The sequence below is a fragment of the Pseudomonas sp. GW821-FHT05D12 genome (assembly GCF_059419825.1).
Map to the genome: position 1 here is coordinate 393,486 of NZ_JBWKSN010000002.1, position 22,713 is coordinate 416,198.

At 63.0% G+C, this 22,713-nt stretch carries 19 protein-coding genes and 1 pseudogene; 6 read left to right on the forward strand and 14 right to left on the reverse strand.

The genetic code is table 11. From position 1 onward, the window contains the following. The first annotated feature begins 46 nt into the window (after positions 1-46). The gene (locus AC07SI_RS04860; protein ID WP_495005268.1) at positions 47-1,399 is read left to right on the forward strand and encodes a cation:proton antiporter; all 1,353 of its coding nucleotides are present in this window, start codon (positions 47-49) and stop codon (positions 1,397-1,399) included. On the opposite strand, the gene AC07SI_RS04865 is transcribed toward AC07SI_RS04860, so the two are convergent. The 3 genes from AC07SI_RS04865 to AC07SI_RS04875 form a co-directional block, all read right to left on the reverse strand. Next, positions 1,390-1,524: a hypothetical protein gene (locus tag AC07SI_RS04865; RefSeq protein WP_256595100.1), complete on the reverse strand. Its 135-nt coding sequence runs from the start codon at positions 1,522-1,524 to the stop codon at positions 1,390-1,392. The two genes, AC07SI_RS04860 and AC07SI_RS04865, sit on opposite strands and share 10 nt — an antisense overlap. An 11-nt stretch (positions 1,525-1,535) precedes the next feature. Further along, positions 1,536-1,748 carry a hypothetical protein gene (locus AC07SI_RS04870; protein ID WP_065905176.1) on the reverse strand — a complete coding sequence of 71 codons (213 nt, stop codon included), beginning with the start codon at positions 1,746-1,748 and terminating at the stop codon, positions 1,536-1,538. A 73-nt stretch (positions 1,749-1,821) separates the two neighbouring features. Then, a complete protein-coding gene (locus tag AC07SI_RS04875; protein ID WP_065905174.1) occupies positions 1,822-2,367 on the reverse strand; it encodes a hypothetical protein in 546 nt (181 codons plus the stop codon). A gap of 397 nt (positions 2,368-2,764) precedes the next feature. On the opposite strand from AC07SI_RS04875, the gene AC07SI_RS04880 reads away from it, so the two are divergent. Together AC07SI_RS04880 and AC07SI_RS04885 are read left to right on the forward strand one after the other, a co-directional pair. Then, positions 2,765-4,174: a circularly permuted type 2 ATP-grasp protein gene (locus tag AC07SI_RS04880; protein WP_120448563.1), complete on the forward strand. Its 1,410-nt coding sequence runs from the start codon at positions 2,765-2,767 to the stop codon at positions 4,172-4,174. Between the two features lie 2 nt (positions 4,175-4,176). After that, on the forward strand, positions 4,177-5,127 hold the full coding sequence (locus AC07SI_RS04885) for an alpha-E domain-containing protein (protein WP_120448562.1): 951 nt from the start codon (positions 4,177-4,179) through the stop codon (positions 5,125-5,127). Between the two features lie 112 nt (positions 5,128-5,239). Here AC07SI_RS04885 and msrA read toward each other — a convergent pair whose 3' ends face one another. From msrA to msrB, 3 genes are all read right to left on the reverse strand, one after another. Further along, the gene (gene msrA, locus AC07SI_RS04890) at positions 5,240-5,935 is read right to left on the reverse strand and encodes a peptide-methionine (S)-S-oxide reductase MsrA (RefSeq protein WP_495005269.1); all 696 of its coding nucleotides are present in this window, start codon (positions 5,933-5,935) and stop codon (positions 5,240-5,242) included. 158 nt (positions 5,936-6,093) lie between these two features. After that, a complete protein-coding gene (locus tag AC07SI_RS04895) occupies positions 6,094-7,854 on the reverse strand; it encodes a cytochrome c biogenesis protein DipZ (protein WP_495005270.1) in 1,761 nt (586 codons plus the stop codon). A gap of 35 nt (positions 7,855-7,889) precedes the next feature. After that, positions 7,890-8,390 (reverse strand): peptide-methionine (R)-S-oxide reductase MsrB, encoded by a 501-nt coding sequence (msrB, locus tag AC07SI_RS04900; protein ID WP_106803899.1) that lies wholly within the window; start codon positions 8,388-8,390, stop codon positions 7,890-7,892. Positions 8,391-8,832: 442 nt separating this feature from the next. On the opposite strand from msrB, the gene AC07SI_RS04905 reads away from it, so the two are divergent. Further along, positions 8,833-9,543: a response regulator transcription factor gene (locus AC07SI_RS04905; protein ID WP_201144383.1), complete on the forward strand. Its 711-nt coding sequence runs from the start codon at positions 8,833-8,835 to the stop codon at positions 9,541-9,543. Next, complete coding sequence (locus tag AC07SI_RS04910; RefSeq protein ID WP_106803900.1) at positions 9,540-11,006, forward strand: sensor histidine kinase; 1,467 nt, start codon at positions 9,540-9,542, stop codon at positions 11,004-11,006. The genes AC07SI_RS04905 and AC07SI_RS04910 overlap by 4 nt, the downstream gene beginning before the upstream one ends. Here the strand turns inward: AC07SI_RS04910 and AC07SI_RS04915 are convergent. The 3 genes from AC07SI_RS04915 to AC07SI_RS04925 all read right to left on the reverse strand — a co-directional run bounded on the left by AC07SI_RS04915 (position 10,969) and on the right by AC07SI_RS04925 (position 16,011). Then, complete coding sequence (locus tag AC07SI_RS04915) at positions 10,969-11,910, reverse strand: alpha/beta fold hydrolase (RefSeq protein ID WP_495005271.1); 942 nt, start codon at positions 11,908-11,910, stop codon at positions 10,969-10,971. The two genes, AC07SI_RS04910 and AC07SI_RS04915, sit on opposite strands and share 38 nt — an antisense overlap. 190 nt (positions 11,911-12,100) lie before the next feature. Further along, complete coding sequence (locus tag AC07SI_RS04920; RefSeq protein WP_495005272.1) at positions 12,101-14,365, reverse strand: ATP-dependent DNA helicase; 2,265 nt, start codon at positions 14,363-14,365, stop codon at positions 12,101-12,103. Next, complete coding sequence (locus AC07SI_RS04925; protein WP_495005273.1) at positions 14,362-16,011, reverse strand: VRR-NUC domain-containing protein; 1,650 nt, start codon at positions 16,009-16,011, stop codon at positions 14,362-14,364. Before AC07SI_RS04925 ends, AC07SI_RS04920 begins: the two co-directional genes overlap by 4 nt. Positions 16,012-16,196: 185 nt before the next feature. Between AC07SI_RS04925 and AC07SI_RS04930 the strand changes: the two genes are divergently transcribed. Continuing rightward, positions 16,197-16,421: a YgdI/YgdR family lipoprotein gene (locus AC07SI_RS04930; protein WP_065905126.1), complete on the forward strand. Its 225-nt coding sequence runs from the start codon at positions 16,197-16,199 to the stop codon at positions 16,419-16,421. Between the two features lie 42 nt (positions 16,422-16,463). On the opposite strand, the gene AC07SI_RS04935 is transcribed toward AC07SI_RS04930, so the two are convergent. The 5 genes and pseudogenes from AC07SI_RS04935 to AC07SI_RS04955 all read right to left on the reverse strand — a co-directional run bounded on the left by AC07SI_RS04935 (position 16,464) and on the right by AC07SI_RS04955 (position 22,692). Next, positions 16,464-16,628, reverse strand: coding sequence for a hypothetical protein (locus AC07SI_RS04935; RefSeq protein WP_162946084.1), 165 nt, complete (start codon positions 16,626-16,628; stop codon positions 16,464-16,466). A gap of 85 nt (positions 16,629-16,713) precedes the next feature. After that, positions 16,714-18,144, reverse strand: coding sequence for a polyurethane esterase (locus tag AC07SI_RS04940; protein ID WP_495005274.1), 1,431 nt, complete (start codon positions 18,142-18,144; stop codon positions 16,714-16,716). A gap of 170 nt (positions 18,145-18,314) precedes the next feature. Further along, positions 18,315-19,640, reverse strand: a pseudogene (locus AC07SI_RS04945) (TolC family outer membrane protein); the annotation flags it as partial. A gap of 2 nt (positions 19,641-19,642) precedes the next feature. Beyond that, positions 19,643-20,944 (reverse strand): HlyD family type I secretion periplasmic adaptor subunit, encoded by a 1,302-nt coding sequence (locus AC07SI_RS04950; protein ID WP_495005275.1) that lies wholly within the window; start codon positions 20,942-20,944, stop codon positions 19,643-19,645. Continuing rightward, on the reverse strand, positions 20,941-22,692 hold the full coding sequence (locus AC07SI_RS04955; protein WP_495005276.1) for a type I secretion system permease/ATPase: 1,752 nt from the start codon (positions 22,690-22,692) through the stop codon (positions 20,941-20,943). The genes AC07SI_RS04950 and AC07SI_RS04955 overlap by 4 nt, the downstream gene beginning before the upstream one ends. Positions 22,693-22,713 lie beyond the last annotated feature (21 nt).

Here is a 22,713-nt window from a genome sequence, read left to right on the forward strand (position 1 = left end):
GCCCTCACTCTCAAACCTGGATAGACCACGGCCCGGTAACTGCTCGATGACTTTTATTCTATGGATGGCCGTCCTCGGCGCCGTATTGCTCACCCTCGCCCTCACCTCCTCTTACCTGCGCTGGATGCCGGTGACCGCCTCGGCCGTGTGCCTGCTGCTGGGCGTCGGCATCGGCCCGCTGGGGGTGGACCTGTTGAACCTGGATATCCAGCACTCTGCACGCTGGATGGAGCACCTCACCGAGGTCGCGGTGCTGTTTTCGCTGTTTGTCAGCGGCCTCAAGCTGCGCCTGCCGCTGCGCCATCGCACCTGGCGGATTGCGTTCGGCATGGCCGGCCCGGTGATGCTGTTGAGCATCCTCGGCATCTGCCTGGCGTTGCACTACCTGTTTGAACTGTCGTGGGGGGTGTCGCTGCTGGTGGGGGCCATCCTCGCGCCGACCGACCCGGTGCTGGCGGGCCTGGTGCAGGTCAATAATGCCCAGGACTACGACGCGCTGCGTTTCGGCCTGTCCGGCGAGGCCGGGCTCAACGACGGCACGGCGTTCCCGTTCGTGATTTTCGCCCTGGTGTTCATGCAGCATGGCGGCTTCGACGGTGACTGGCTGGGCGGCTGGGTGCTGAAAAACCTGCTGTGGGCGGTGCCGGCCGGGCTGTTGATCGGCTATTGGATGGGGCGCGGCATTGGCCGTGTAACGCTGTGGCTGCGCATCACCAACAGCGACAGTACGCTGTCGCCGAATGACTACCTCACTCTTGCCCTCATCGCCCTGGCCTATGTGGCGGCCGAGGCCGTTGGCGGTTACGGCTTCCTGTCGGTGTTCGCCGCCGGATTGGGGCTGCGCCAGGCCGAATTCCGCTCAACCGGCCATTCACAGACGCCGTCGGAACACCTGGCATTGCCGGTGGTGGGGCATCTGGAGGTGGAACCGGAACGCGCACTGCAAGGCGACACCAGCGGGCTGGAAGATAGCCAGATCGCCGCCGGCGTGATGATGGGCGACATGCTCTCGTTCGGCAGCCTGGTGGAGCGTTCGATGGAGGTGTTCCTGGTGACGGTGCTGGGGATTGTGCTGATCAGCCATTGGGATTGGCGCGCACTGCCGTTGGCGGCGTTGCTGTTCTGTGTGATTCGCCCGCTGAGCGTCTTCGCCATCCCGTGGGGCAGCCTGATCGATCGCCAGCAACGCGGCTTGATGGGCTGGTTTGGAATCCGTGGGATCGGCAGCATTTACTACCTGTTCTACGCGCTCAACCACGGCTTGATCGGGACCAGCAGCGCCGTGGCGGTAAACCTGACGCTGTCAGTGATCGCCTTGAGCATCGTCGTTCATGGCCTCAGTACCCAGCCGATGCTGGCGTGGTATGAACGACGTGCCAAGGGCAAGGCTCAGTCCTGATTTTCGGTGTTGCCGACATCGGCGGCTTCATCCAGGTCATTGAGCGGCACTTCTGCATCATCCATCAACGAACCCGGGTCTTCATTGCCGGGGTCGTTGAGTTCTTCTTCCAGTTCTTTGGACATGACCGTCTCCTCTAACCACCTTGGGTGTCGATATCGGCATCGGTTTCAGGCTTGACCTCGGGCTCAGGCTTGAAGTCTGGACTGTAGTCGTTTTCCTTGGCCTTGGGATCACTGGCAGGCTTCGGATCTTTGGGCGCGTCGGCCGCCGTACCTGGCGCCGGCTCGCCGCCGTCGATCGCCGGGTCGTTGCGGTTGCTGGTTTGCGGATCGTTGTCTGTGCTCATGGGTCACCTCGTTGAAAAAAACGCAGACTGCGTAAAGATAAGGTCCCGCGCGGGTAGCCGAAGTTCAACTTGCTTAGGAGCCAGGATTGTCCACCTGGATGTAAAACGCGTACGCCCCCAGCAACACCCAGAACACCATGAACAACCACGGGGCGCGCATCGAGAACAGCAGCGACTTGCGATAGCCCTTGTGGGACGACTCCATCTCGGAAAACAGCGGCGACTCGTCATAGGCCATGCCCATCACCGGTTCGCTGCGCAGCAATTCGCTCTGCTTGTAGTGCCAATGGTCGATGATTTCGTAAGCGGCGCGGATGCCTGGCCAGGCGTTGAGGGAACTGAGGATGCCCAGCGCGGCCAGGAATACCGGCACGACCACGGTGAACAACTTGCCCCATTCCGGATTGAGGTTGCCCATGCCGGAGACGAACGCGATCACCAGGAACGATTGCGCGGTGAGGTAGGCGTCGGTGCGGTTGGCGAGAATCGTGGTTTCGTACTGGATTTCGCGCCGGTAGAAGTCCAGGCGGTCCTTGGGCGAACCGAAGATCTTGGCGTTGTGTTCGCTGTGATCGGTCAGGTTCGATTCCGGGGTGTCGGGTGAGATGATTCTGGGCACGTCCGTGCTCCGTGCTGGGGTGAGACCTGTTAGAAGAATCGGCAGGGGGCGAAGTTCAAGTTTGTTCACGCACCAGCGTGGTGCGTGCCCTGCCCCTTTGTGGCCGGCCATCGGAGCCCGGAAAAGCAATCTTCCTGCTGTGAGCAGCCTTCCCATCGTCAGCGGCTACCCGCCACCCGGTAAATACTCCGCGTACACCCAATCCGGCACAGGCATTGCTTTATCCATTCATCTGCCCGGATACAGGAGCATTCGTTACCCCCCGACCCAGAGCCGACCCCATAAGAAAGTAAGGACCAGGCCCAGTGGCACCGTCAGCCACGGGCTCATAAAAAAATGCGTTTTTTAAAGCGGCAGTGCCACCCCATGCGTCCCTCGGCACTGACAAGGTACTGGAATGGCTCGATCTTTCTTTGATGAAATGAATGACGCAAACGGCGTGTGCCGTGCGCATTATCAGGATTTCTCCCGCTGGCTGGCCAACACGCCGCCGGAACTGCTGGCCCAGCGCCGTCGCGAAGCCGATTTGCTGTTCCACCGCGCGGGGATCACCTTCACCCTCTACGGCGACGAACAAGACACCGAGCGCCTGATCCCCTTCGACATCATCCCGCGCAGCATCCCCGCCAGTGAGTGGAGCGTGATCGAGCGCGGCTGTATCCAGCGCGTCAATGCGCTGAACATGTTCCTCGCCGACATTTACCACGACCAGCGCATCATCAAGGCCGGGATCATTCCGGCAGACCAGGTGCTGGGCAACGAGGGGTATCAGAAGGCCATGGTCGGCCTCGACCTGCACCGTGATATCTATTCGCACATCTCCGGCGTCGACCTGGTGCGCGACGGCGACGGCACGTACTACGTGCTCGAAGACAACTTGCGCACGCCCAGTGGCGTGAGCTACATGCTCGAAGACCGCAAGATGATGATGCGGCTGTTTCCCGAGGTGTTCGCCAAGCAGCGCATCGCGCCGGTGGACCACTACCCCAACCTTTTGCTCAAGACCCTGAAAAGCTCCAGCCGCCTGGACAACCCCAATGTGGTGGTGCTGACGCCGGGCCGCTTCAACAGCGCGTTTTTCGAACACGCGTTCCTGGCCCGGGAAATGGGCGTGGAGCTGGTGGAAGGCGCCGACCTGTTCGTGCATGACCTCAAGGTGTTCATGCGCACCACCGACGGCCCCAAGGCCGTGGACGTGATCTACCGCCGTATCGACGACGCGTTCCTCGACCCGCAGGCGTTCAACCCCGAATCGATGCTCGGCGTGCCCGGCCTCGTAGCCGCCTATTGCGCCGGCAACGTGGTGCTGGCCAACGCCATCGGCACCGGCGTGGCGGACGACAAGTCGATCTACCCTTACGTGCCGGAAATGATCCGTTTCTACCTGGATGAAGAGCCGGTGCTGCAAAACGTGCCAACCTTCCAGTGCCGCAAGCCCGACGAGTTGTCCCACGTACTCGCACACCTGCCGGAACTGGTGGTCAAGGAAACCCAAGGCTCCGGCGGCTACGGCATGCTGGTCGGCCCGGCGTCCAGCGCGGCTGAAATCGAGGATTTCCGCCAGCGCATCAAGGCGCGTCCACATGCTTATATCGCCCAACCGACCCTGAGCCTGTCCACCTGCCCGACCTTTGTCGAAAACGGCATCGCGCCGCGGCACATTGACCTGCGGCCCTTCGTGCTGTCGGGCAAGGAAACCCGCCTGGTGCCCGGCGGCCTCACGCGGGTGGCACTGCGTGAAGGCTCGTTGATCGTCAACTCGTCGCAAGGCGGTGGAACCAAGGACACCTGGGTGGTGGAGGGCTGAGTATGTTGAGTAGAACCGCCGCAGATCTGTACTGGATGTCGCGTTACCTGGAGCGCGCCGAGAACCTCGCGCGCATGCTCGAAGTCAGTTACTCGTTGTCGTTGATGCCCCAGGCCGGGCGCAGCGATGGCCTGGATGAACTGGCAATGTCGTTGCTCAGCAGCGGCACCCTCGACAGTTACCTGGAGCGCCACACGCAGCTGGACGCCGAGCGCATGTTGCACTTCTTCGCGCTCGACGAAGAAAACCCCGCCAGCATCTACAACTGCCTGCGCGCGGCCAGGGGCAATGCCCATGCGGTACGCGGGCGCATCACCGCCGACATGTGGGAAAACCTCAACGCCACCTGGCTGGAAATGCGCAGCATCGCCGCCGGCGGCCTGGCGCGACATGGCATCAGCCACTTCTGTGATTGGGTCAAGCAGCGTTCGCACCTGTTCCGGGGCGCCACGTCCGGGACCATCATGCGCAATGACGCCTACCGGTTCATTCGCCTGGGCACCTTCGTCGAGCGCGCGGACAACACCCTGCGCCTGCTGGATGCGCGTTATGAAATGTTCGGCGAGGAATCAGAGGAAGTCAGCGACCTCTCGGCCCGTGGTTACTACCAGTGGAGCGCCCTGCTCCGCGCGCTGTCATCGTTCGAGGCGTATACCGAGCTGTACCCGAATGCCTTGAACGCGCGCTCGGTGTCGGAGTTGCTGCTGTTGCGCAGTGACGTGCCGCGCTCGCTGCATGCGTGTATCGAGGAATTGAGCCATATCCTCGCCGACCTGCCCGGCAGTTACGGGCGCACGGCGCAGCGCCTGGCGGCGGAGTTCGAAGCGCGGCTGCGGTACACCGGGATCGATGAGATTCTCGAAGATGGGCTGCACAGCCGGTTGACCGAGTTTATCGACACCGTGCGCGAGCTGGCGCGGGCGATCCATAGCTCGTATCTGGAAGTGGTGTAGCCACGCAGCAAATCAACAGGTGGGAGCGGGCTTGCCCGCGAAAGCGGTATGCCCGTCACAGTGGTACTGACGGGTCCAGCGCATTCGCGGGCAAGCCCACTCCCACAGGGGGTTACTGGTTTTTGACCAGCACCGGCTCGGCGCGGTACTGGTCGGGAAACAGCGTCTTGAGTTGTGCGACTTTCGGCAGGTCATTGATCACGATATAGGGGTAGGACGGGTTCTCGGTGAGGAAGTCCTGGTGGTAGGACTCTGCGGGGTAAAACGCCTTGCCCATCTCGATTTTAGTCACGATGGGTTTATCGAACGACTTGGCCGCGTCCAACTGGGCGATGTAGGCCTGGGCAACTTTTTGCTGCTCGGCATTCTGCGCAAAGATTGCCGAGCGGTACTGGGTGCCGGAATCCGGGCCCTGGCGATTGAGTTCGGTGGGGTTGTGGGCCACCGAGAAGTAGATCTGCAGCAGCTTGCCGTAGCTGACTTTGCCAGGGTCGTACGTCACTGATACCGATTCGGCGTGGCCGGTGTCGCCGCCGCTGACCGACTCGTATTGGGCCGTGTTCGCCGCGCCGCCGTCATAACCGGAGACGGCGTTTTTCACCCCTTGCACATGCTGGAACACCCCTTGGACGCCCCAGAAGCAACCACCGGCGAACACAGCGGTTTGCAGGTTGCCGGGCTCGGCGGGCAGGTCCAGCGCTGGTGGCGCGATGGCGACGGCGTCTTCGGTGGCGCCAAAGGAAAAGGCCGAGCTTTGGCCCACGAACGCGGCGAAAGCCAGGGCGGGCAGGATCTTGAGCAGTTTCATCACAGTCACTCCAGTGCAACTGAATCAATGGGGTCAACCGGTGGGAGCGGGCTTGCTCGCGAATACGCTGTGTCAGCTAACACATTCGGCGACGGTTTCAGCGCATTCGCGAGCAAGCCCGCTCCCACATTGACGGGGTTATCCAGTCAAAAAATCAGTTAGCCGAAGGTGAAGGCGTAGGCCGACACGTGCGGGTCGAGAAATTCGATGGTGAACGTGCGGTCCTTGACGGCGCCGGGTTGGCGCACCAGTTGGTACAGGCGTTGTTCGATGACGGTGCCGCTGCCATCCGGGGAGACATCGGTGCCGTGGGCATCGCCAGGTGCCTGGCCGTCGATGCTGACCTTGAAGCGCACCGGCTTGCCATCGGCGCCCGGGCCGAGCACCAGGTGCAGGTCGCGGGCATGGAAGCGGTAGACAATCCGCCCATCCGCCTGGTCGAGGGTGGCTTGCTGGCCGCCGACATTCCAGTGGCCTTCCAGGGTCCAGTTGTTCAGGGCCAGGTTGCCGGCCGCCGGGTAGTTCGCCACCTGGTTGGTGGCCAGGGTGCCGGTGGTGACAAAGTTTTCGGCGCGCTGGAAGCCCAGGTAGGTTTCCGGCGACTGCACCTCGTTCATGTCCGGCGCCTGTTGCACGCCCTTGGCGTCGGTCTCGATCAGGCCACTGGCGACGTTCTGTGCGCCGGCCTCACGCAGCAACTGCTGGATCACCCGCTCCGACTCGGCATAGTCGCCTTCGCCGAAATGGTGATAGCGAATCTGGCCCTTGGCATCGGCGAAGTAATGCGCCGGCCAGTACTGGTTGTTGAAGGCGCGCCAGACCTTGTAGTTGTTGTCGATGGCCACCGGGTAGGTGATGCCCAGGTCCTTCATCGCCTGGGTGACGTTGTTCACGTCGCGCTCAAAGGCAAACTCCGGCGCATGCACGCCAATCACCACCAGGCCCTGGTCGTGGTACTTCTCGGCCCAGGCTTTGACATACGGCAGGCTGCGCAGGCAGTTGATGCAAGAGTAGGTCCAGAAATCCACCAGCACCACCTTGCCCTTGAGCCCTTCGGCGGTCAGCGGTGGGCTGTTGAGCCACTGCACGGCGCCATCCAGCGAAGGCAGCGCACCTTCGATCGGCAATGTGTCACTGTGGTTGGCGGCGGCCATCATTGCGCCCCCAGCCATCATCGCCCCGCCCTTTTGCTCAGGCTTGGCGCTCAGCGTGTTCACCAGGCTTTGCTCCAGGCCACCGGTGGACGCGGTCGACAGCCGCGCCAGCACGCCGGTGTCGAGGCCCAGTGCGATGGCCGCGACGCCGGCCAGCATCAAGGCTCCAAGGCCACGGCGCAGCCATTCACCGGCACCGAGCGAGCGCTTCATGAAACCGAAGACTTTCCCGCCGACCAGCAGCGCCAAGGCCAGGGAGGTGGCAGCACCTGCGGCGTAGGCCAGCAAGAGCAAGGTAGTACCGATGCTGGCGCCCTGCAGCGCGGCGCCGGTCAGTACCAACCCGAGGATTGGCCCGGCGCAGGGTGCCCAGAGCAGGCCGGTGGCCACGCCGATCAGGAACGAGGCGCCCGGACGCGGCCTGGCATCGGCCCCGGCGGCTTCCGACAGGCGACTGCCGGCCGCCACCAACGGACGCGTCAGGCGCTCGGACAGTTGCGGCAACAGGAGCGTGAGTCCGAACAGGGCCACGCACAGCAACGCGAGCCAGCGCCCGTACTGATTGACTTGCACCACCCAGCCGCCGCCCACCGCCGCCAGCGAGGCGACCAGGGCGAACGTCACCGCCATCCCCGCTAACAGCGGCAAGCCACTGCGCAAAAACGGCTGCCCGGTGCGAGCGAAGACAAAAGGCAGAACAGGCAGGATGCAGGGGCTGACGATTGTCAGCACGCCGCCCAGATACGCGAGAACCAGAAGCCACATGGGATCTTCCCTTAGACAGATAAGTAAACATCGGCTTAAGCCGCAGTGAACGTCATGGCGGCACCATTCATGCAATAGCGCAGACCGGTGGGTGGCGGGCCGTCATCGAACACGTGCCCCTGATGGCCACCACACCGGCGGCAGTGAATTTCCTTGCGCACCACGCCGTAGGAGGTGTCGGTGTGGCTGGCCACGGCATTGTCGAGCGGTTGCCAGAAACTCGGCCAGCCGGTGTGGCTGTTGAACTTGGTTGCCGAGGAGAAGAGTGGCAGCGCACACCCGGCACAGGCGAAGGTGCCCGCACGGTGCTCGTCGTTGAGGGCGCTGGTGTAGGGGCGCTCGGTGCCCTCCTCGCGCAGGACATTGTATTGCTCGGCGGTCAGCAGGCTGCGCCATTCGGCGTCGGTGTGGTTGACCTCGAACGTCTCGGCGGCCTCGGCTGCGGTGACCAGGTTGATCTGTCTCAACAGGCCACCCGCCAGGACGGCGACACCCAGGCCGCCACCGGCCAGCAGAATTTGTCGACGTGAATACATGCTGTTCTCCTCGATCCATACCGTCCATTGGGCGACGATTACACTGTGGTGCGCGGGCTTCTGTGGTAGCCAGGTTTCTGTGGTGGGCGGGCTGCTCTTGTAGGCAGGTCTCTGTGGTAAGTGGACTCTGTGGTGAGCAGGCTTCTGTGGCGAGCGGGCTTGCCCCGCGTTGGGCTGCGCAGCGGCCCCAAAAAAAGCGGGAGCGCTACGCACTCCAACGCGGGGCAAGCCCGCTCGCCACAACCACAATCCCTGCCACTGTCACTGCCAGCCCCCCCTGCCACAGCCAAAACCAGAACCACCACAACCCGCGCTCTTTCGATAGGCGGATGTTGGAGGAATTACGGTCGCGGAATCCTCACGCAGAGTTAAACAATTCGTGATAACTACACTGTTGCAAAAGCCGCACAATGCGCGAACGACAAGCGAAGGTTTCTCTTACATGGATCAGCCCAAACGTGTCCTGGTGGTCGAGGACGATGCGCATATTGCCGACCTGATCTGCCTGCACCTGCGCGATGAGCAGTTCGACGTGGTGCACAGCGCCGACGGCGACGAAGGCCTGCGCCTGCTTGAGCAAGGCGGTTGGGATGCATTGATACTCGACCTGATGCTGCCCGGCGTCGACGGTCTGGAAATCTGCCGGCGCGCCCGCGCCATGACGCGCTACACGCCGATCATCATCACCAGCGCGCGCTCCAGCGAACTGCACCGCATCCTCGGCCTGGAGCTGGGCGCGGATGACTACCTGGCCAAGCCGTTTTCGATGCCGGAGCTGGTCGCGCGGGTCAAGGCACTGTTGCGCCGGGTCGATGCAATGGCACGCAACCTGAAGATGGACGCCGGCAGCCTCGACCTCGGCCAGTTGTTCATCAACCCGCTGACCCGTGACGCGACGCTGCAAGGCCAGCGCCTGGACCTCACCCCACGGGAATTCGACCTGCTGTATTTCTTCGCGCGCCAGCCCGGCAAGGTGTTCTCGCGCATGGACCTGCTCAACGCCGTGTGGGGCTACAGCCACGAAGGTTATGAACACACGGTGAATACCCATATCAACCGCCTGCGCGCCAAGGTCGAGGCCGACCCGGCCAACCCCGCGCGCATCCTCACGGTGTGGGGCCGAGGCTACAAGTTCGCCGAGAGCCCGCCATGAAGTTGACCCTGACGCAGCGCCTGTCGGTGGTGTTCGCCGTGCTGCTGGTGATCTGCAGTGGCACCTCGGCCTGGCTGCAAGTGCGCTCCAACCGCATGCACGAGCTGGAAGTGGTGCAAGGCCTGTCCCGTGACCTGGCCGCACATATCGCCCGTGACACGCAGTTGATGGACGCCGATGGCCTCAAGCCCGACGCCGTGCGCAACCTCTTCAGCCAGTTGATGCTGGTCAACCCGAGTGTGGAGGTGTACCTGCTCGACATCGACGGCCGTGTGGTCGGCAATGCCGCACCCAGCGGCCACCTGCTGCGCGACCAGGTTGACCTGGCACCGATCCGGCGCTTCCTCAGCGGCGCCATGCTGCCGATCCTTGGCGATGACCCGCGCAGCGTCGACGGGCGCAAGGTGTTCAGCGCCGCGCCGCTCAAGGCCAACGGCCAGCAAACCGGCTTCCTGTACGTGGTGCTGCTCGGCGAAGCCCATGATGTGTACGACGCCAAGGACGCCACGGGCATGGCGCTGAAGATTGCGCTGTGGTCCATCGGCCTGGTGGCCCTGTTGTGCCTGCTGGCGGGGCTCATCGCCTTCGCGTGGATCACCCGGCCGTTGCGCCAGCTCACCGACAAGGTCGGTCAGTTCGATATCAACGGCGCGCCGAAAACCCAGGCGTCGGCCACCCCGGAACTCGACAGTGGCGACGAAATCGCCGTGCTCGACCACGCTTTCGTGCAGATGGAAAACCGCCTGGGCGAACAGTGGCGGGCCATCACCCATCAGGACCAGGAACGCCGGGAAATGGTCGCCAACATCTCCCATGACCTGCGCACGCCGCTGGCGTCCCTGCATGGCTACCTGGAAACCTTGACGCTCAAGGATGCCAGCCTGAGCCCCGAAGAGCGCCGGCGCTACCTCGGCATTGCCCTTGACCAGAGTCGCAAGGTCGGTGGCCTGGCCCAGTCGCTGCTGGAGTTGGTGCGCCTGGAACACGGCTTTGTGCAGCCAGTGATCGAAGGCTTCTCCCTGCCGGACCTGGTGCAGGACATCTTCCAGAAATTCGAACTCACCGCCGAGGCGCGCGCCATCACCTTGACTGCTACCCTGCCCCCGCAGGTGCCCACCGTGCTGGCGGACCTGGGCCTGATCGAACGCGTGCTCACCAACCTGCTGGACAATGCCTTGCGCCATACACCGGTGAATGGCGAAGTCGAGGTGATCCTGTCGCCAGCCGCCGATGGCGTGGCAGTAACCGTCAGCGACAGTGGCCCGGGGATCGACGCCGAACTGCGTGAAGGCTTGTTCCTGCGTGCCTTCACCATCGGCGGCGCGCGGCGCGACGGTGGCCTGGGCCTGCGCATCGTGCACCGCATCCTGCAATTGCACGGGCGCAGCATTCGTCTGGTCGACCGCCCAGGGCACGGCGCGACCTTTACGTTTTCCCTAGAAACCCGAGCATCAACGCGTTGACCCGCTGAGCTTGCTCGTTCTGGATCCAGTGACCGCAATTGGCCAGGACCTGCTGCTCAAGGTTCGGCACCGACTCCGGCATGCGCTTGAGGGTGTGGGCTTCAAACACGCCGACGGGGTCGCGGTCGCCGATCAGGAACAGCGTCGGTTGCAGCACCTGCCGGCCGGCCAGGAACTCGCTGCGTTGCCAGTTGCGCTCAAAGTTGCGATACCAGTTCAGCGGGCCACGAAAGCCATGCTCGGCGAAGGTCTGCACGTAGACGTCCAGGTCTTCCCGTGAACACCACGCCGGTAGCGGACCAGGGGGCTGCGCACCGTCGAACAAGCTTGAGTCGGCGGACCGCTTCTGCAAAAACAAATCTTCATCCTGCATGAACAAACGCAGCGTACGTTCGATATCCGCGTCCAGTTCCTGCTCGGCGACGCCGGGTTGCTGGAAGTACACGATGTAATTGAAGCGCTCGGCGTACAGCTCACGCAGGATTTCGATCACCGGCCGCCGCGCACGCCCGGCAAATGGCACCGACAACGTGATCAAGTGCGTAATGCGCTCGGGTTCGAGCAGCGCCAGGTGCCAGGCCACCACGGCGCCCCAGTCATGGCCGACCATCACCACCTGTGCATGGCCGAAGTGATCCATGGCCTGCTGGATATCGGCGCACAGCGTCAGCACGTCATAATCGGCAATCTCGGGCGGCGAACTCGATTGGCCGTAACCGCGCATTTGCGGGACAAACACCCGGAACCCAGCCGCCGCCAGCGCGGGGATCTGTTCGCGCCAGGAATGCCAGCACTCGGGAAAACCGTGGAGCAGCCAGATCGGCCGGCCCTGCTCCGGACCGGCGATGTACACACTCAACTCAATCCCTTTGACCTGGATCCTGTCCTGCTCGATAGCGTTCATCACTGGCCTCCTTGTGTAGGTTTCACTCGGCGCTTCAGCGCGACACAGGCGCGTGGAGTGGCGCCCAGGCAGAGTGATAGAGCCACAGGATTTGCACCAGCATCATTTGCGCCAAATGCGCGGTCATCAACGCCGCCCCAACGGCGGGCAGGCACATTCCCAGGCCCGGCGCTCACGCGTGGCCAGCCGCTCAGGTTACCGTCGCCGGCGTCCACCAGCGCGGCAGCAACTGGCGCACACGCGCTTCGCCGAAGCGGTCATCGATCAGCATCACCACGCCGCGGTCATGCTGGCTGCGGATCACCCGGCCCGCGGCCTGCACGACTTTTTGAATGCCGGGGTACAGATAGGTGTAGTCGTAGCCGGCGCCGAAAATTGCGCCCATGCGCGTTTTCATATGCTCATTGACCGGGTTCAATTGCGGCAAGCCCAGGGTGGCGATAAACGCGCCGATCAAGCGGGTGCCGGGCAAATCGATGCCCTCGCCGAATGCGCCGCCGAGCACGGCGAAGCCGATGCCCTGGCTGTGCTCGGTGAATTGGTCGAGAAACGCCTGGCGCTCGGCTTCGGCCATGCCCCGTGACTGCTGCCAGAGCGCAATGTGCGGGTGTCGCTCGGCCAGCCGCTGTGCAACCTGCTGCAGGTAATCGAAGCTGGAGAAAAACGCCAGGTAGTTGCCCGGTTGCTGTGCAAATTGCTGGGCGATCAGTTCGACGATGGGTTCCAGCGAGGCGTCGCGGTGCACAAACCGGGTCGAGATGGCATCGACGATGCGCACACGCAGCTGCTCGGCCTTGAACGGTGATTCGACGTCGATCCAGGCAGTGTCCGCCGGCAGGCCCAGCAAGTCGGCGTAGAAGTGGCGCGGGCTCAATGTCGCGGAAAACAGCACGCTGCTGCGCGCCGCCGTCAAACGGGGCCGGATGAATTCGGCGGGCACCACATTGCGCAGGCACAGGGTTGAACTGCTGCGCTTGCCACTGAACTGGCGCTTGCTGATATCGAAAATGAAGTGCTCGTTGAACAGCTCGGCCACCTTGGCAAATTGCAGCGCTTCGAAGTAGAAGGCTTGCAGGTCACCCGCCAGCGCCTCGGGATGATCATTGAAATAGTCGCCCATGGCACTGGCGCACAGGCTCAGGGCCTGCAGGAGTTTTTCCGGGCGGGCGGTATAGGCCTGGTACGGCGCAAGTTGGTCCTTGTGCAGCGCATTCCATTCACGGTTCAGGCGCTGCAGCGGCTTTTTCAGGGGCTCGGGGGCGATGTCGCGCAGGATCTTGAGGCTGTATTGGTCAAGGCTCGCGCTGTACATCGAACGGGCACGCTCCACCAGGTTGTGGGCTTCATCCACCAGCACCGCCGCTCGCCATTGGTTGAGTTGGGCGAGGCCGAACAGCATGGCGCCAAAGTCGAAATAGTAGTTGTAGTCGGCGACGACCAGGTCGGCCCAGCGCGCCATCTCCTGGCTCAGGTAGTACGGGCATACCTCATGGGCCAGGGCCACCTCGCGCAAGTTGCGCTGGTTCAACAGGCGCACCTTGGACGCGGCAGTACGCGCGGCGGGCAGTCGATCATAGAAACCCTTGGCCAGCGGGCAAGAATCACCATGACAGGCTTTGTCCAGGTGTTCGCAGGCCTTGTCGCGCGCCACCAGCTCCAACACGCGCAATTGCAGGTCGGGGCTGCTGTCGAACAGCACCTGGGAGGCGTCGAGCGCGAGTTTGCGCCCCGGAGTCTTGGCAGTCAGGAAAAACACCTTGTCCAGCTGCTGCGGCGCCAGCGCCTTGAGCAGCGGGAAGACCGTGCCGATGGTCTTGCCGATCCCCGTGGGGGCCTGGGCCATCAGGCAGCGGCCGGTGCTGACCGCCTTGTATACCGATTCGGCAAGGGTGCGCTGGCCGGCGCGGAAGTCGGCATGCGGAAAGGCCAGGCTTTGCGCCGCCAGGTTGCGCGCGTCGCGGTGCTGCATTTCCTGCTCGGCCCAGCCGAGGAACAGTGCGCATTGCCGGTTGAAGAACGGCTCCAGCTCGGCGGCCTGGAAGCGCTGGTTGAGCAGGGTTTCGCCCTCGCCGACGATGTCGAAATACACCAGCGCCAGGTCGATCTCGGTGAGGCCGAGCTTCTGGCACATCAGCCAGCCATACACCTTGACCTGGGCCCAATGCAGTTGCCGATGGTTGGCGGGCTGGGCGTCGAGATCACCGCGATAGGTCTTGACCTCTTCCAGGCGATTGGCGTCCGGGTCATAGCCGTCCGCCCTGCCCCGTACCCTAAGTTGCTGGTACTCGCCCTCCAGGGCCACTTCGTTCTGATAGTGCGCGCTGCGCCGCGAGGCCACGGTGCGATGGCCGACAATGCCTTCCTGGGCGCTGGGCGATGGGGTAAACCGCAGGTCGAGGTCGCCCACCTTGGCGGTGAACTCACACAGTGCGCGCACGGCCACGGTATAGCTCAAGCGGCGTGCTCCGCCCAGCGCACATAGCAGACGGTGACCGGCATCTGGTATTCACCGCAGAACTCCAGCCAACGCAGCTGGTTGTCCTGCAGGCGGTCGCCGGGGCCCTTGACCTCGATCATGCGGTAGGTCTTTTGCGCCGGCCAGAACTGGATGAGGTCCGGCATCCCGGTGCGATTGGCGCGGATATCCAGCAACAGCCGCTCAAACCAGTAGCGCAGGTGCTCGGCCGGTAAACAGGCCAATGCCTGCTCCAGCAACTCTTCACTGAGCAGGTTCCAGAACACGAAGGGTGACTGGATTCCCCATTTTTGACTAAAGCGCTGGCGGATAGTGGTCTTGTAGCCTTCATCCTGCAGTTGCGCAAAACACGCAGTGAACAATGCCGCGCGGCGCGGGTGGAAGTCTTCGCTGTGCAGGTCCGCCGGGCCGCGCTGGAAGGGGTGGAAAAACGAACCCGGCAGCGGCGCGAAGATCGCGTCCCAGCACAACAGGCCGAACAATGAATTGATCAGCCCGTTCTCGACGTAGTGCACCGGCGCATCGGGCTCGCTCAGGTGCGCCTGCACGCAGTACTCCACCGACATCAACGGCTCGGGCAGCGCGAGGGCCAGGTCCAGGCGCGTGACCGGCCGTGGCTTGGCCTTGGGCAACGGCGGCGCGCCGAGCTTGCGCCGCAGGCGTGGCAATACGCGCAACAGGTGCTGTTGCTCGGCGGCGCTTTCCGGCGCCTGTTGCGCGGCACTCGCCAGGGCCATGGCCTGGGCGTAGTCCTCCTGGCGTTCCAATACGCGAATCAGCCGCGCGCGGGCGCCCGGATAGGCACAGCCCCGGTAGATCTGCTGCGCCAGGTCCAGTTCGGCGCTGCGCTCGCAATACTGGCCGATCTGGAACAGCAGCTTGGCCCGGCGTTTTTCCAGCCACGGGTTGTCGGTGTGCAGCGTCGCCACTTGCGCCAGCACCTGTGCCAATGCTTCGCCGGCCTCAAAGGCTTGCTGGCATTGGTGCAGGAACAGGAACCCGTGCACGTCCTCGCGGCTGCGCAAGCCCCGGGACTCGGCGCAGAACTCGACTTTTTCGTAGGTGTAGATGCCCAAGTCAGCCAGCACGAACTCGGACCAGTCCTGGTGCAGGTTGCCGAAGAACATCAGGCGCAGGCGGTCGCACAACTCCATGACGGTGAGGCTGTACAGGCGGTCGGCAAGGTCGGGGCACCAGTCGGCAAAACTGCGTGCCTCGCTGAACTGGGCGGCCAGGCCCTCCAGCCAATCGGCTTTCTTGCCCCTGGGCTGCTCGATCCAGGGTTTGAACGTGCCCAACAGTTCGCTTTTTTGCAGCAAGGCGAACAGCTCTTCGAAGGCCAGCAGGCATTGCGCATCCACCCAGCCCAGTTCCAGCAACGGCTCGGCGGCGGCATGCGGACAACCGACCTCCAGGTAATTGAGCTTGCCTGCTCGAAAATGCACACCTTTGCGCATCACCATGCGCACCAGCAACGCCTGGGAGGCTTGCGGCAACCTGTCAAATTGCTGAATGAAATGCTGTTCGTCAGTATCCAGCAGGTCGGCATAGCGTTGCTCCAGCCATTGCAGGACCTGGCGGAAGTTATGCAGGTAATAGAGCGGGTCTTCGAGGGGATTGGCCATGGCGCGCTTTGATCAAATACTGTTTATGCATACAGAGTGCCGGCGCAAAAGCCTGGTGGCAATCGCTAATAGATAAATGGCGCAGGCAACTTTTTGTATAAAAGTGATCAGATGGGTGAGTCGATGGCGTAACATTTGTGGCCCACGCCCCTGGCGTGGTTTTTTCAGGGTTAAAGGTAAGGGTTATGAACATGAAGAATTTGGGTCTGCCACTGGTTGCACTCACTTTTCTGCTAGTGGCCGGTTGCGCGACGCAAACCGTAGTGACGCTGCAAAACGGCACGCAGTATTTGACCAAGGACACCCCCAAGACCAAGACCGCCGACGGTTTCTACGAATTCACCGACATTGCCGGCAAGCACATCCGGGTCAAGGCCGATGATGTCGCCACGGTGCGCAAGGAAGACTGAGATGAAAAAGCCCCGCAATGCGGGGCTTTTTGTTGGGACCGATCAATACCGGTAGTACGGATGGTAGTAATACGGGCGATAGTAAGGATGGTAATAGTAGGAGTGGTAGTACGGGCGGTAGCAGCATGGGCCTGGATAGGCCGGGTACACCGCACACCCACTCAACCCCAATACCACGGCACACAGCAACAATCGAAGTCGGGACATGCTCAAACCCTCGTACGGCAACAGGCGATACACCTCGCAGGTAACCGTTAAACGCATGGACCGCCGATAATCCGTCGCGCCCTCCTCAACTGATCAGCACACCCTCGCTCCACAGGCCGCCCAGCCCGACCCCGACCAGGGTCACCGAGTCGGCGCCAAAACTGAGTACCGTATCGGCCCCCACGGCCTTCGCGTGGTCGCGCAGGTCGGTGCTGCCGTCGGCGCCCTGGAACACCAGCTTGTCGGTCGGCTGGTAGCCGATAATCCGATCCTGGCCAAAATGCCCGCTGAACAAAAAGGTGTTGTGCCCGCTGTTGTCGCGGATCGTGTCATTGCCTTTGCCGCCTTCGATGAAGTCCGCGCCCTTGCCGCCCTGGATCAGGTCATTGCCGTCGCTGCCGATGATGAAGGTATTGCCTTTGTGCGGCTCGGCATTGCGGTTGAGGTCCTGGACCCAGGTGTTGGCGCGCGCCGGGTCGGACAGGTTGGCGACGATAATCGTCGAGTCACGGGTCATCTGCTCGTAGAACCCCGATTCCAGCACACGCGTCATGCCGTCGCCGTATGCGCTGGGCAAATGCGACACCCAGGTCGACAGGTTGGCGATGGAAAACGGCAGCACATTCCACAGCGTCGAGGCGTAGTGGTCGTTGAAGCTGACGATGTTGTCGGTGGTCGACTCGTGGGGCTTGTCATGCACGCCGAGGGACGACAAGTTGAAGGCGGAACCGTCCAGCGCACGGAATACCGGGTCGTTTTCGTAGCCGATATTCAGGACCTTATCGCCAGCGCTCTGGGTGGGCGAGGCGTAGGCCAGGTAGTTGGCGTCCTTGTAGAAACCCGCCCATTTGCTGGTGCTCAGGTCGGCCATGCTGTTGACCGCCAGGCCGCCCAGGCTGTGGCCGCTGACCAGCACATCCTTGCCACTCAGGCCATGGGCGCCGGCATAGTCGGCCACCGTCTTGAGCAAGCCGCCAAACGCTTCGCCGGCATAGTTTTTCGCATAGTCCTTGGGGCCCAGTGCGGCGAGCAGGTCGCTGACCAGATCGCCGATGGAGTCGGTAATCAGGCTTTCCCGAGGGCCCGAGGTGCCACGAAAACCGATGCCGATCTCGAGCAGTTTGCCGGTGTCATCGTACTTGCCCAGCACTTCGGCCTGGGCCGTGGTGTAGCCGGCCTTCTCGCCAAAAAAAGTGCCCCGCGCATCCACCTTGCCGCCGTAGCCCAATGCGCTGGCGCTGATTGGCGTCCAACCGGCTGCGTGCACCGCGTCCAGGGCGGCCTTTTCCGAGTCGGGGTTCCAGGGAATGCCGGGGATTACTCCCTGGGAGTCTGTGCTGCCGAGCAATGCCCCGACCAGTGTGGCCGGCAGGCCGAGCCCCAAGCCATGTTGCTGATAGCCGACCGCGAAGCCGTTATCCAGGTTGTGATAGGTATACAACGTGATTGCGGTGGCATCGGCGAACAAGGTTTTGCTGGCTTCGGTGCCGAGGTTTTTGTAGTCAAATACACCCATGGTCTTGTCTCTCTTGTTGTTGGAATTGGCCGGAGATTGTGCGTGTGGTTTTATTGGGGCTGCTGCGCAGCCCAACGCGGGGCAAGCCCGCTCGCCACAGGGGGGCGGCTTGCCTCAGGAGGTTTGTTTGCAACAGGGGGCTTGTCTGCAGCGGGAGGCTCGATCCTCTTGGGCCCGAAGGCTTCGTCTACCTTGGCCAGGTCGGTGTCGCGCAAATTGCCGGCGTAGTAATGCAGCTTGGTCCAGGCCATCAAGTAGTCATACCGCGCCTGGGCTAGGTCTCGGCGTGTGCTGTACAGCTGCTGCTCGGCATTCAACGCATCGAGATTGACCCGCTCACCGCCAAGGATGCTTTGCCGGGTCGACACCACCAACGCTTCGGCCGACGTCAGCGCCTTCTGGTACGCGCGCAACTTGCTCACCCCGGACAAGCACGCGCTGAACTGGCGACGCAGTTCGATCAAGGTCTCGCGCGTCTTGCCTTCCAGCTCGTACTCGGCCTGCTCCATGGCGCGACTGGCCTGGCGAGTGGACGCCGAGACGCCGCCACCGGCATACAACGGCAGGCTGACTTCGACGCCGATGGTGTTGGTGTCATAGCGCTGGTTGTAGGTGTTGCCGCTGTCCGACTCCTGCTGGCGCGAACTCGCATAGGCGGTGACTTTCGGCAGGTGCCCGGCGCGGTTGCGCTCCACTTCATAGCGCGCCACTTCCAGGGCCTGGCGCTGGGACGCCAGCGTGGGGTTGTTGCTGATCGCCAACTCGTGCCAGGTGTCGTAGTTGGCCGGGCTCAAGCTGAAGGCGGCGAAGCCAGGACTCAGCGGCGCCAGGTCGTCGATGTTGACGCTCTGTACTCCGATCAACGCCCCCAGCTCGCGCAGGGCGGCATCCTGCTCGTCCAGCGCCTCGATCTCCTCGGCCGTGGCCAGCTCATAACGCGACTCGGCTTCGAGAATATCGGTGCGGGTGCCCTCGCCCTGCTCGAACAGGTGCCGGTTCTGCTGGAACTGCTGTTCGAAGGCCTTCTTCTTGGCGCGGGCGATGTCGATCTGGTCCTGGGCAAACAGCGCCTGGGTGTAATAGGTCAGCACCCGCACCAGCAGCGCCTGGCTCTTGTCGCGAAAGCTTTCATCGGCGAACAACGCCTGGGCCACGCCTTTGCGGTAGTTGGCGTAGGCCTCGTAGTCGAACAGCGGCTGCTGCAGGCTGAAGGTCGAGCCGTAACTGTTGTAGTTGCGGTCGTCGTGATAATTGCCGCCGCGCCCGTCAGGCAAGGTGGCCTGGGAATTGTTGCGGCCCTTGTTGTAGTTGTAGGACAGCTTGGGCAGCAGCCCGGCGCGGCCGATGGTGCGGTTCTCCAGGCCGGCGTCGCGCTCCTTGATCGCGCCGAGAAACACCGGATCGTTGCGCAGCGCCTGCTCGTAGACGTCGAACGGGCCCATGGCGGCGTGAGCGCTGGCGCAGCTGAATAACACGGCAATAAGCAGCGATCTCATGCTCATTCCTCGGTCAGCGCGGAGCCGGCGCGGTCCAGCAGCGGCTTGAACAGGTAATTGAGCAGCGAGCGCTCGCCGGTGCGCACGAACATCTCGGCCGGCATGCCCGGCTTGATCACCAGGCCCTGCAGTTTTTGCTCGGCCGCGTCGCTGAGCGTGGTGCGCAGCACGTAATACGGCGCACCGGTTTTGTCATCGAGCATCTGGTCGGCGGAGATCAGACTGACCTCCCCCGGCACGCGTGGTGTGCGGCTCTGGTTGAAGGCGGTGAACAGGATGTCGACCGGCAGGTGCGTGCCGACCTTGTCCACCAGGTGCACCGGCAAATGCCCCTCGACTTCCAGGCGCGTGCCCTGGGGCACGATTTCCAACAGGGTTTCACCGGCGCGCACCACGGCGCCTTCGGTGTGCACGCCGAGGTTGACGGCAATACCATCGGCCGGCGCGTTGATTTCACTGTGTTGCAAGTCGAACCCGGCCGAGGTGAGTTGCTGTTCCAGCGTGAGGCTGCGCAGTTGAGCGTCGGCCAATTGGCTGCGCACTTCCTTTTGATATTCCTCGCTGTGCTGCTGCAGTTTCAGGCGCGATTCGAGAATGCCCTGCTCGACGCGGCCGCTTTCACCGGTGTTCTGCGCGAGGTCCTGCTGCACCTGGGACAGTTGGCGCTGGTACTCCATCAGGCGGTTGCGCGGGATGTAGCCATTGTCGGCCAGCGGCTGCAGGTTACTCAGTTGATCACGCAGGGATTGGGCCTGGGCGGTCAGGTCGCTGCGGGCCCGGCGCATGCCGCCGAGTTGCGCAGTGGCGCCGTCGATGTTCGCGCGGATCCCCGCCTGTTCACGGGCAAAGGCTTCGCGGCGGCTGCTGAACAGTTGGCGCTGGCCTTCCAGCACCAGGGCCAGGGCCGGATCGGGGTTGCTGCTCAGCTCCGCGGGAAAGTGGATGCTGGAACGGTTGTCGCGCTCGCTCTGCCAACGCGCCACGCTGGCCCAGGCCAGGCGGTACTGGGCTTGCAGCGACTGCACATCAGCCTGGTTCTGGGTCTGGTCGAGGCGAAACAGCGGCTGGCCTTGTTTAACCGTTTCGCCCTCGCGCACCAGAATCCGGCTGACCACGCCCGGGCTGAAGGTTTGCACCGCTTTGCGCTTGCCCGAGACCACGACGGTGCCTTGCACCGGAATGCCCTGGTCCAGCGGCGCCAGGCTGGCCCAGAGGAAAAATCCACCGGCGCCGACCACGGTCAGCAACCAGCCCATGCGCACGAAGAACCGGGCGTCACGTTGTTCAAAAGTGAGACTGCTCATGCGCCTGGATTCCTTCCCGCTTGATACTGACGACTGAAACTCACACCGGGCTTTTCCTTCGGTGCTTCCGGCTGGCCAGACAATGCGCGCAACACTTCCTGGCTCGGGCCAAACGCCTGCAGGCGGCCTTCGTTGAGCACCAGCAATTTGTCGGCCTGGGCCAATGCCGAAGAGCGATGGGTGACCAGTACCACGCTGCTGCCTTGGGCTTTCATCTGCACGATGGCGCTGGCCAGGGCCGCTTCGCCGACGGTGTCGAGGTTGGAGTTGGGCTCATCCAGCACGATCAGGCGCGGCCCGCCATACAGGGCGCGGGCCAGGGCCACCCGCTGCTTCTGCCCACCAGAGAGGCCGCCGCCGTTGTCGCCGAGCAGCGTGTCGTAGCCGTGCGGCAGGCGCAGAATCAGCTCATGCACGCCGGCCTGTTGCGCAGCCTGCACGACCAAGGCCGGATCGGCCTGGCGAAAACGCGCGATGTTGTCGGCGATGCTGCCGCTGAACAATTCGATGTCCTGGGGCAGATAGCCAATGTGCGGGCCGAGGTCTTCGCGGTCCCAGCGATGGATGTCGGCGCCATCCAGGCGCACGGTGCCGCCCAGGGTTGGCCACACCCCCACCAGCACGCGGGCCAGGGTGGATTTGCCGGAACCGGAAGCGCCGAGCACGCCGAGGACTTCGCCGGCGCCCAGGGTGAAGCTGACCTGATGCAGGGTCGGCGTGCGCCGTCCGGGCGGCCCCGCGCTGACCTGCTCGAAGCTCACCTGGCCCTGCGGCGCCGGGAGTTTCATCGGCTCGCTGTCGGGAGGGAATTCACGCAGCAGATCGTCCAGGCGCTGGTAGGCCAACTTGGCCGAACTCCACTGTTTCCACACCGCGATCAACTGGTCGATGGGGCTCAGTACGCGGCCCATCAGGATCGAGCCTGCGATCATCATCCCGGCAGTCATATCGCCCTTGATCACCAGCAATGCGCCCAGGCCCAGCACCAGTGACTGCAGGCACAGGCGCAGGGATTTGCTCAAGGACGTGATCACCGAACCGGTGTCGCTGGCGGTGTTCTGCAACCCCAGAAATTGCGAATGCACGGCAAACCAGCGTTTGCGCAGCGAACCGAGCATGCCCATGGCCTGGATGGTCTCGGCGTTGTGCAAATGGCTGGTGGCCAGTTGGCTCGATTGCTGGGAATAGGCGCCCGCCTCGCCCAAGGGCTTTTTAGTCAGGTATTCGTTGAGGCACGCCAGGCCGATCAGCAGCACCGCACCCGCCGTGGCCAGGACCCCGAGCCACACGTTGAAGAGGAAAATCACCAGCAGGTAGAGGGGAAACCACGGCGCATCGAAAAACGCGAACAGCGCCGGGCCGGTGATGAACTGGCGCAACAGGGTCAAGTCGCCCAGCGCCTGGCCGGCATGCCCCTGACCGCGTTGCAGGTTGCGTTCAAAGGCGGCCTTGTACACGCGCAAGTTGAAACGGCGTTCCAACTGGCTGCCAATACGGATCACGATAAAACTGCGGATAACTTCCAGTGTGCCAATAAACGCAAAGAACCCCACGACCATCAGCGTCAACATGACCAGGGTGGTTTCATTCTGCGAGGACAGCACGCGGTCATACACTTGCAGCATGTAAATCGACGGCACCAGCATCAACAGGTTAATCAGCGCGGTAAAACAGCCGACACTGATCAGGATGCTCTTGTATTCACCCAGCGCCTTGAATAAAGGCGCCACGGCAATGGGCTTGGCCATAGTGGTTTATCTTCCTTGAAC

Coding starts and splice junctions, on each gene's coding strand:
- msrA (WP_495005269.1), bottom strand. CDS start 5,935: ATGAAACTGCTCAAGATCCTGCCCGCCCTGGCTTTCGCCGCGTTCGTG.
- AC07SI_RS04880 (WP_120448563.1), top strand. CDS start 2,765: ATGGCTCGATCTTTCTTTGATGAAATGAATGACGCAAACGGCGTGTGC.
- AC07SI_RS04955 (WP_495005276.1), bottom strand. CDS start 22,692: ATGGCCAAGCCCATTGCCGTGGCGCCTTTATTCAAGGCGCTGGGTGAA.
- AC07SI_RS04870 (WP_065905176.1), bottom strand. CDS start 1,748: ATGAGCACAGACAACGATCCGCAAACCAGCAACCGCAACGACCCGGCG.
- AC07SI_RS04865 (WP_256595100.1), bottom strand. CDS start 1,524: ATGTCCAAAGAACTGGAAGAAGAACTCAACGACCCCGGCAATGAAGAC.
- msrB (WP_106803899.1), bottom strand. CDS start 8,390: ATGTATTCACGTCGACAAATTCTGCTGGCCGGTGGCGGCCTGGGTGTC.
- AC07SI_RS04930 (WP_065905126.1), top strand. CDS start 16,197: ATGAACATGAAGAATTTGGGTCTGCCACTGGTTGCACTCACTTTTCTG.
- AC07SI_RS04925 (WP_495005273.1), bottom strand. CDS start 16,011: ATGGCCAATCCCCTCGAAGACCCGCTCTATTACCTGCATAACTTCCGC.
- AC07SI_RS04860 (WP_495005268.1), top strand. CDS start 47: ATGACTTTTATTCTATGGATGGCCGTCCTCGGCGCCGTATTGCTCACC.
- AC07SI_RS04940 (WP_495005274.1), bottom strand. CDS start 18,144: ATGGGTGTATTTGACTACAAAAACCTCGGCACCGAAGCCAGCAAAACC.
- AC07SI_RS04905 (WP_201144383.1), top strand. CDS start 8,833: ATGGATCAGCCCAAACGTGTCCTGGTGGTCGAGGACGATGCGCATATT.
- AC07SI_RS04885 (WP_120448562.1), top strand. CDS start 4,177: ATGTTGAGTAGAACCGCCGCAGATCTGTACTGGATGTCGCGTTACCTG.
- AC07SI_RS04895 (WP_495005270.1), bottom strand. CDS start 7,854: ATGTGGCTTCTGGTTCTCGCGTATCTGGGCGGCGTGCTGACAATCGTC.
- AC07SI_RS04910 (WP_106803900.1), top strand. CDS start 9,540: ATGAAGTTGACCCTGACGCAGCGCCTGTCGGTGGTGTTCGCCGTGCTG.
- AC07SI_RS04915 (WP_495005271.1), bottom strand. CDS start 11,910: ATGAACGCTATCGAGCAGGACAGGATCCAGGTCAAAGGGATTGAGTTG.
- AC07SI_RS04950 (WP_495005275.1), bottom strand. CDS start 20,944: ATGAGCAGTCTCACTTTTGAACAACGTGACGCCCGGTTCTTCGTGCGC.
- AC07SI_RS04935 (WP_162946084.1), bottom strand. CDS start 16,628: ATGTCCCGACTTCGATTGTTGCTGTGTGCCGTGGTATTGGGGTTGAGT.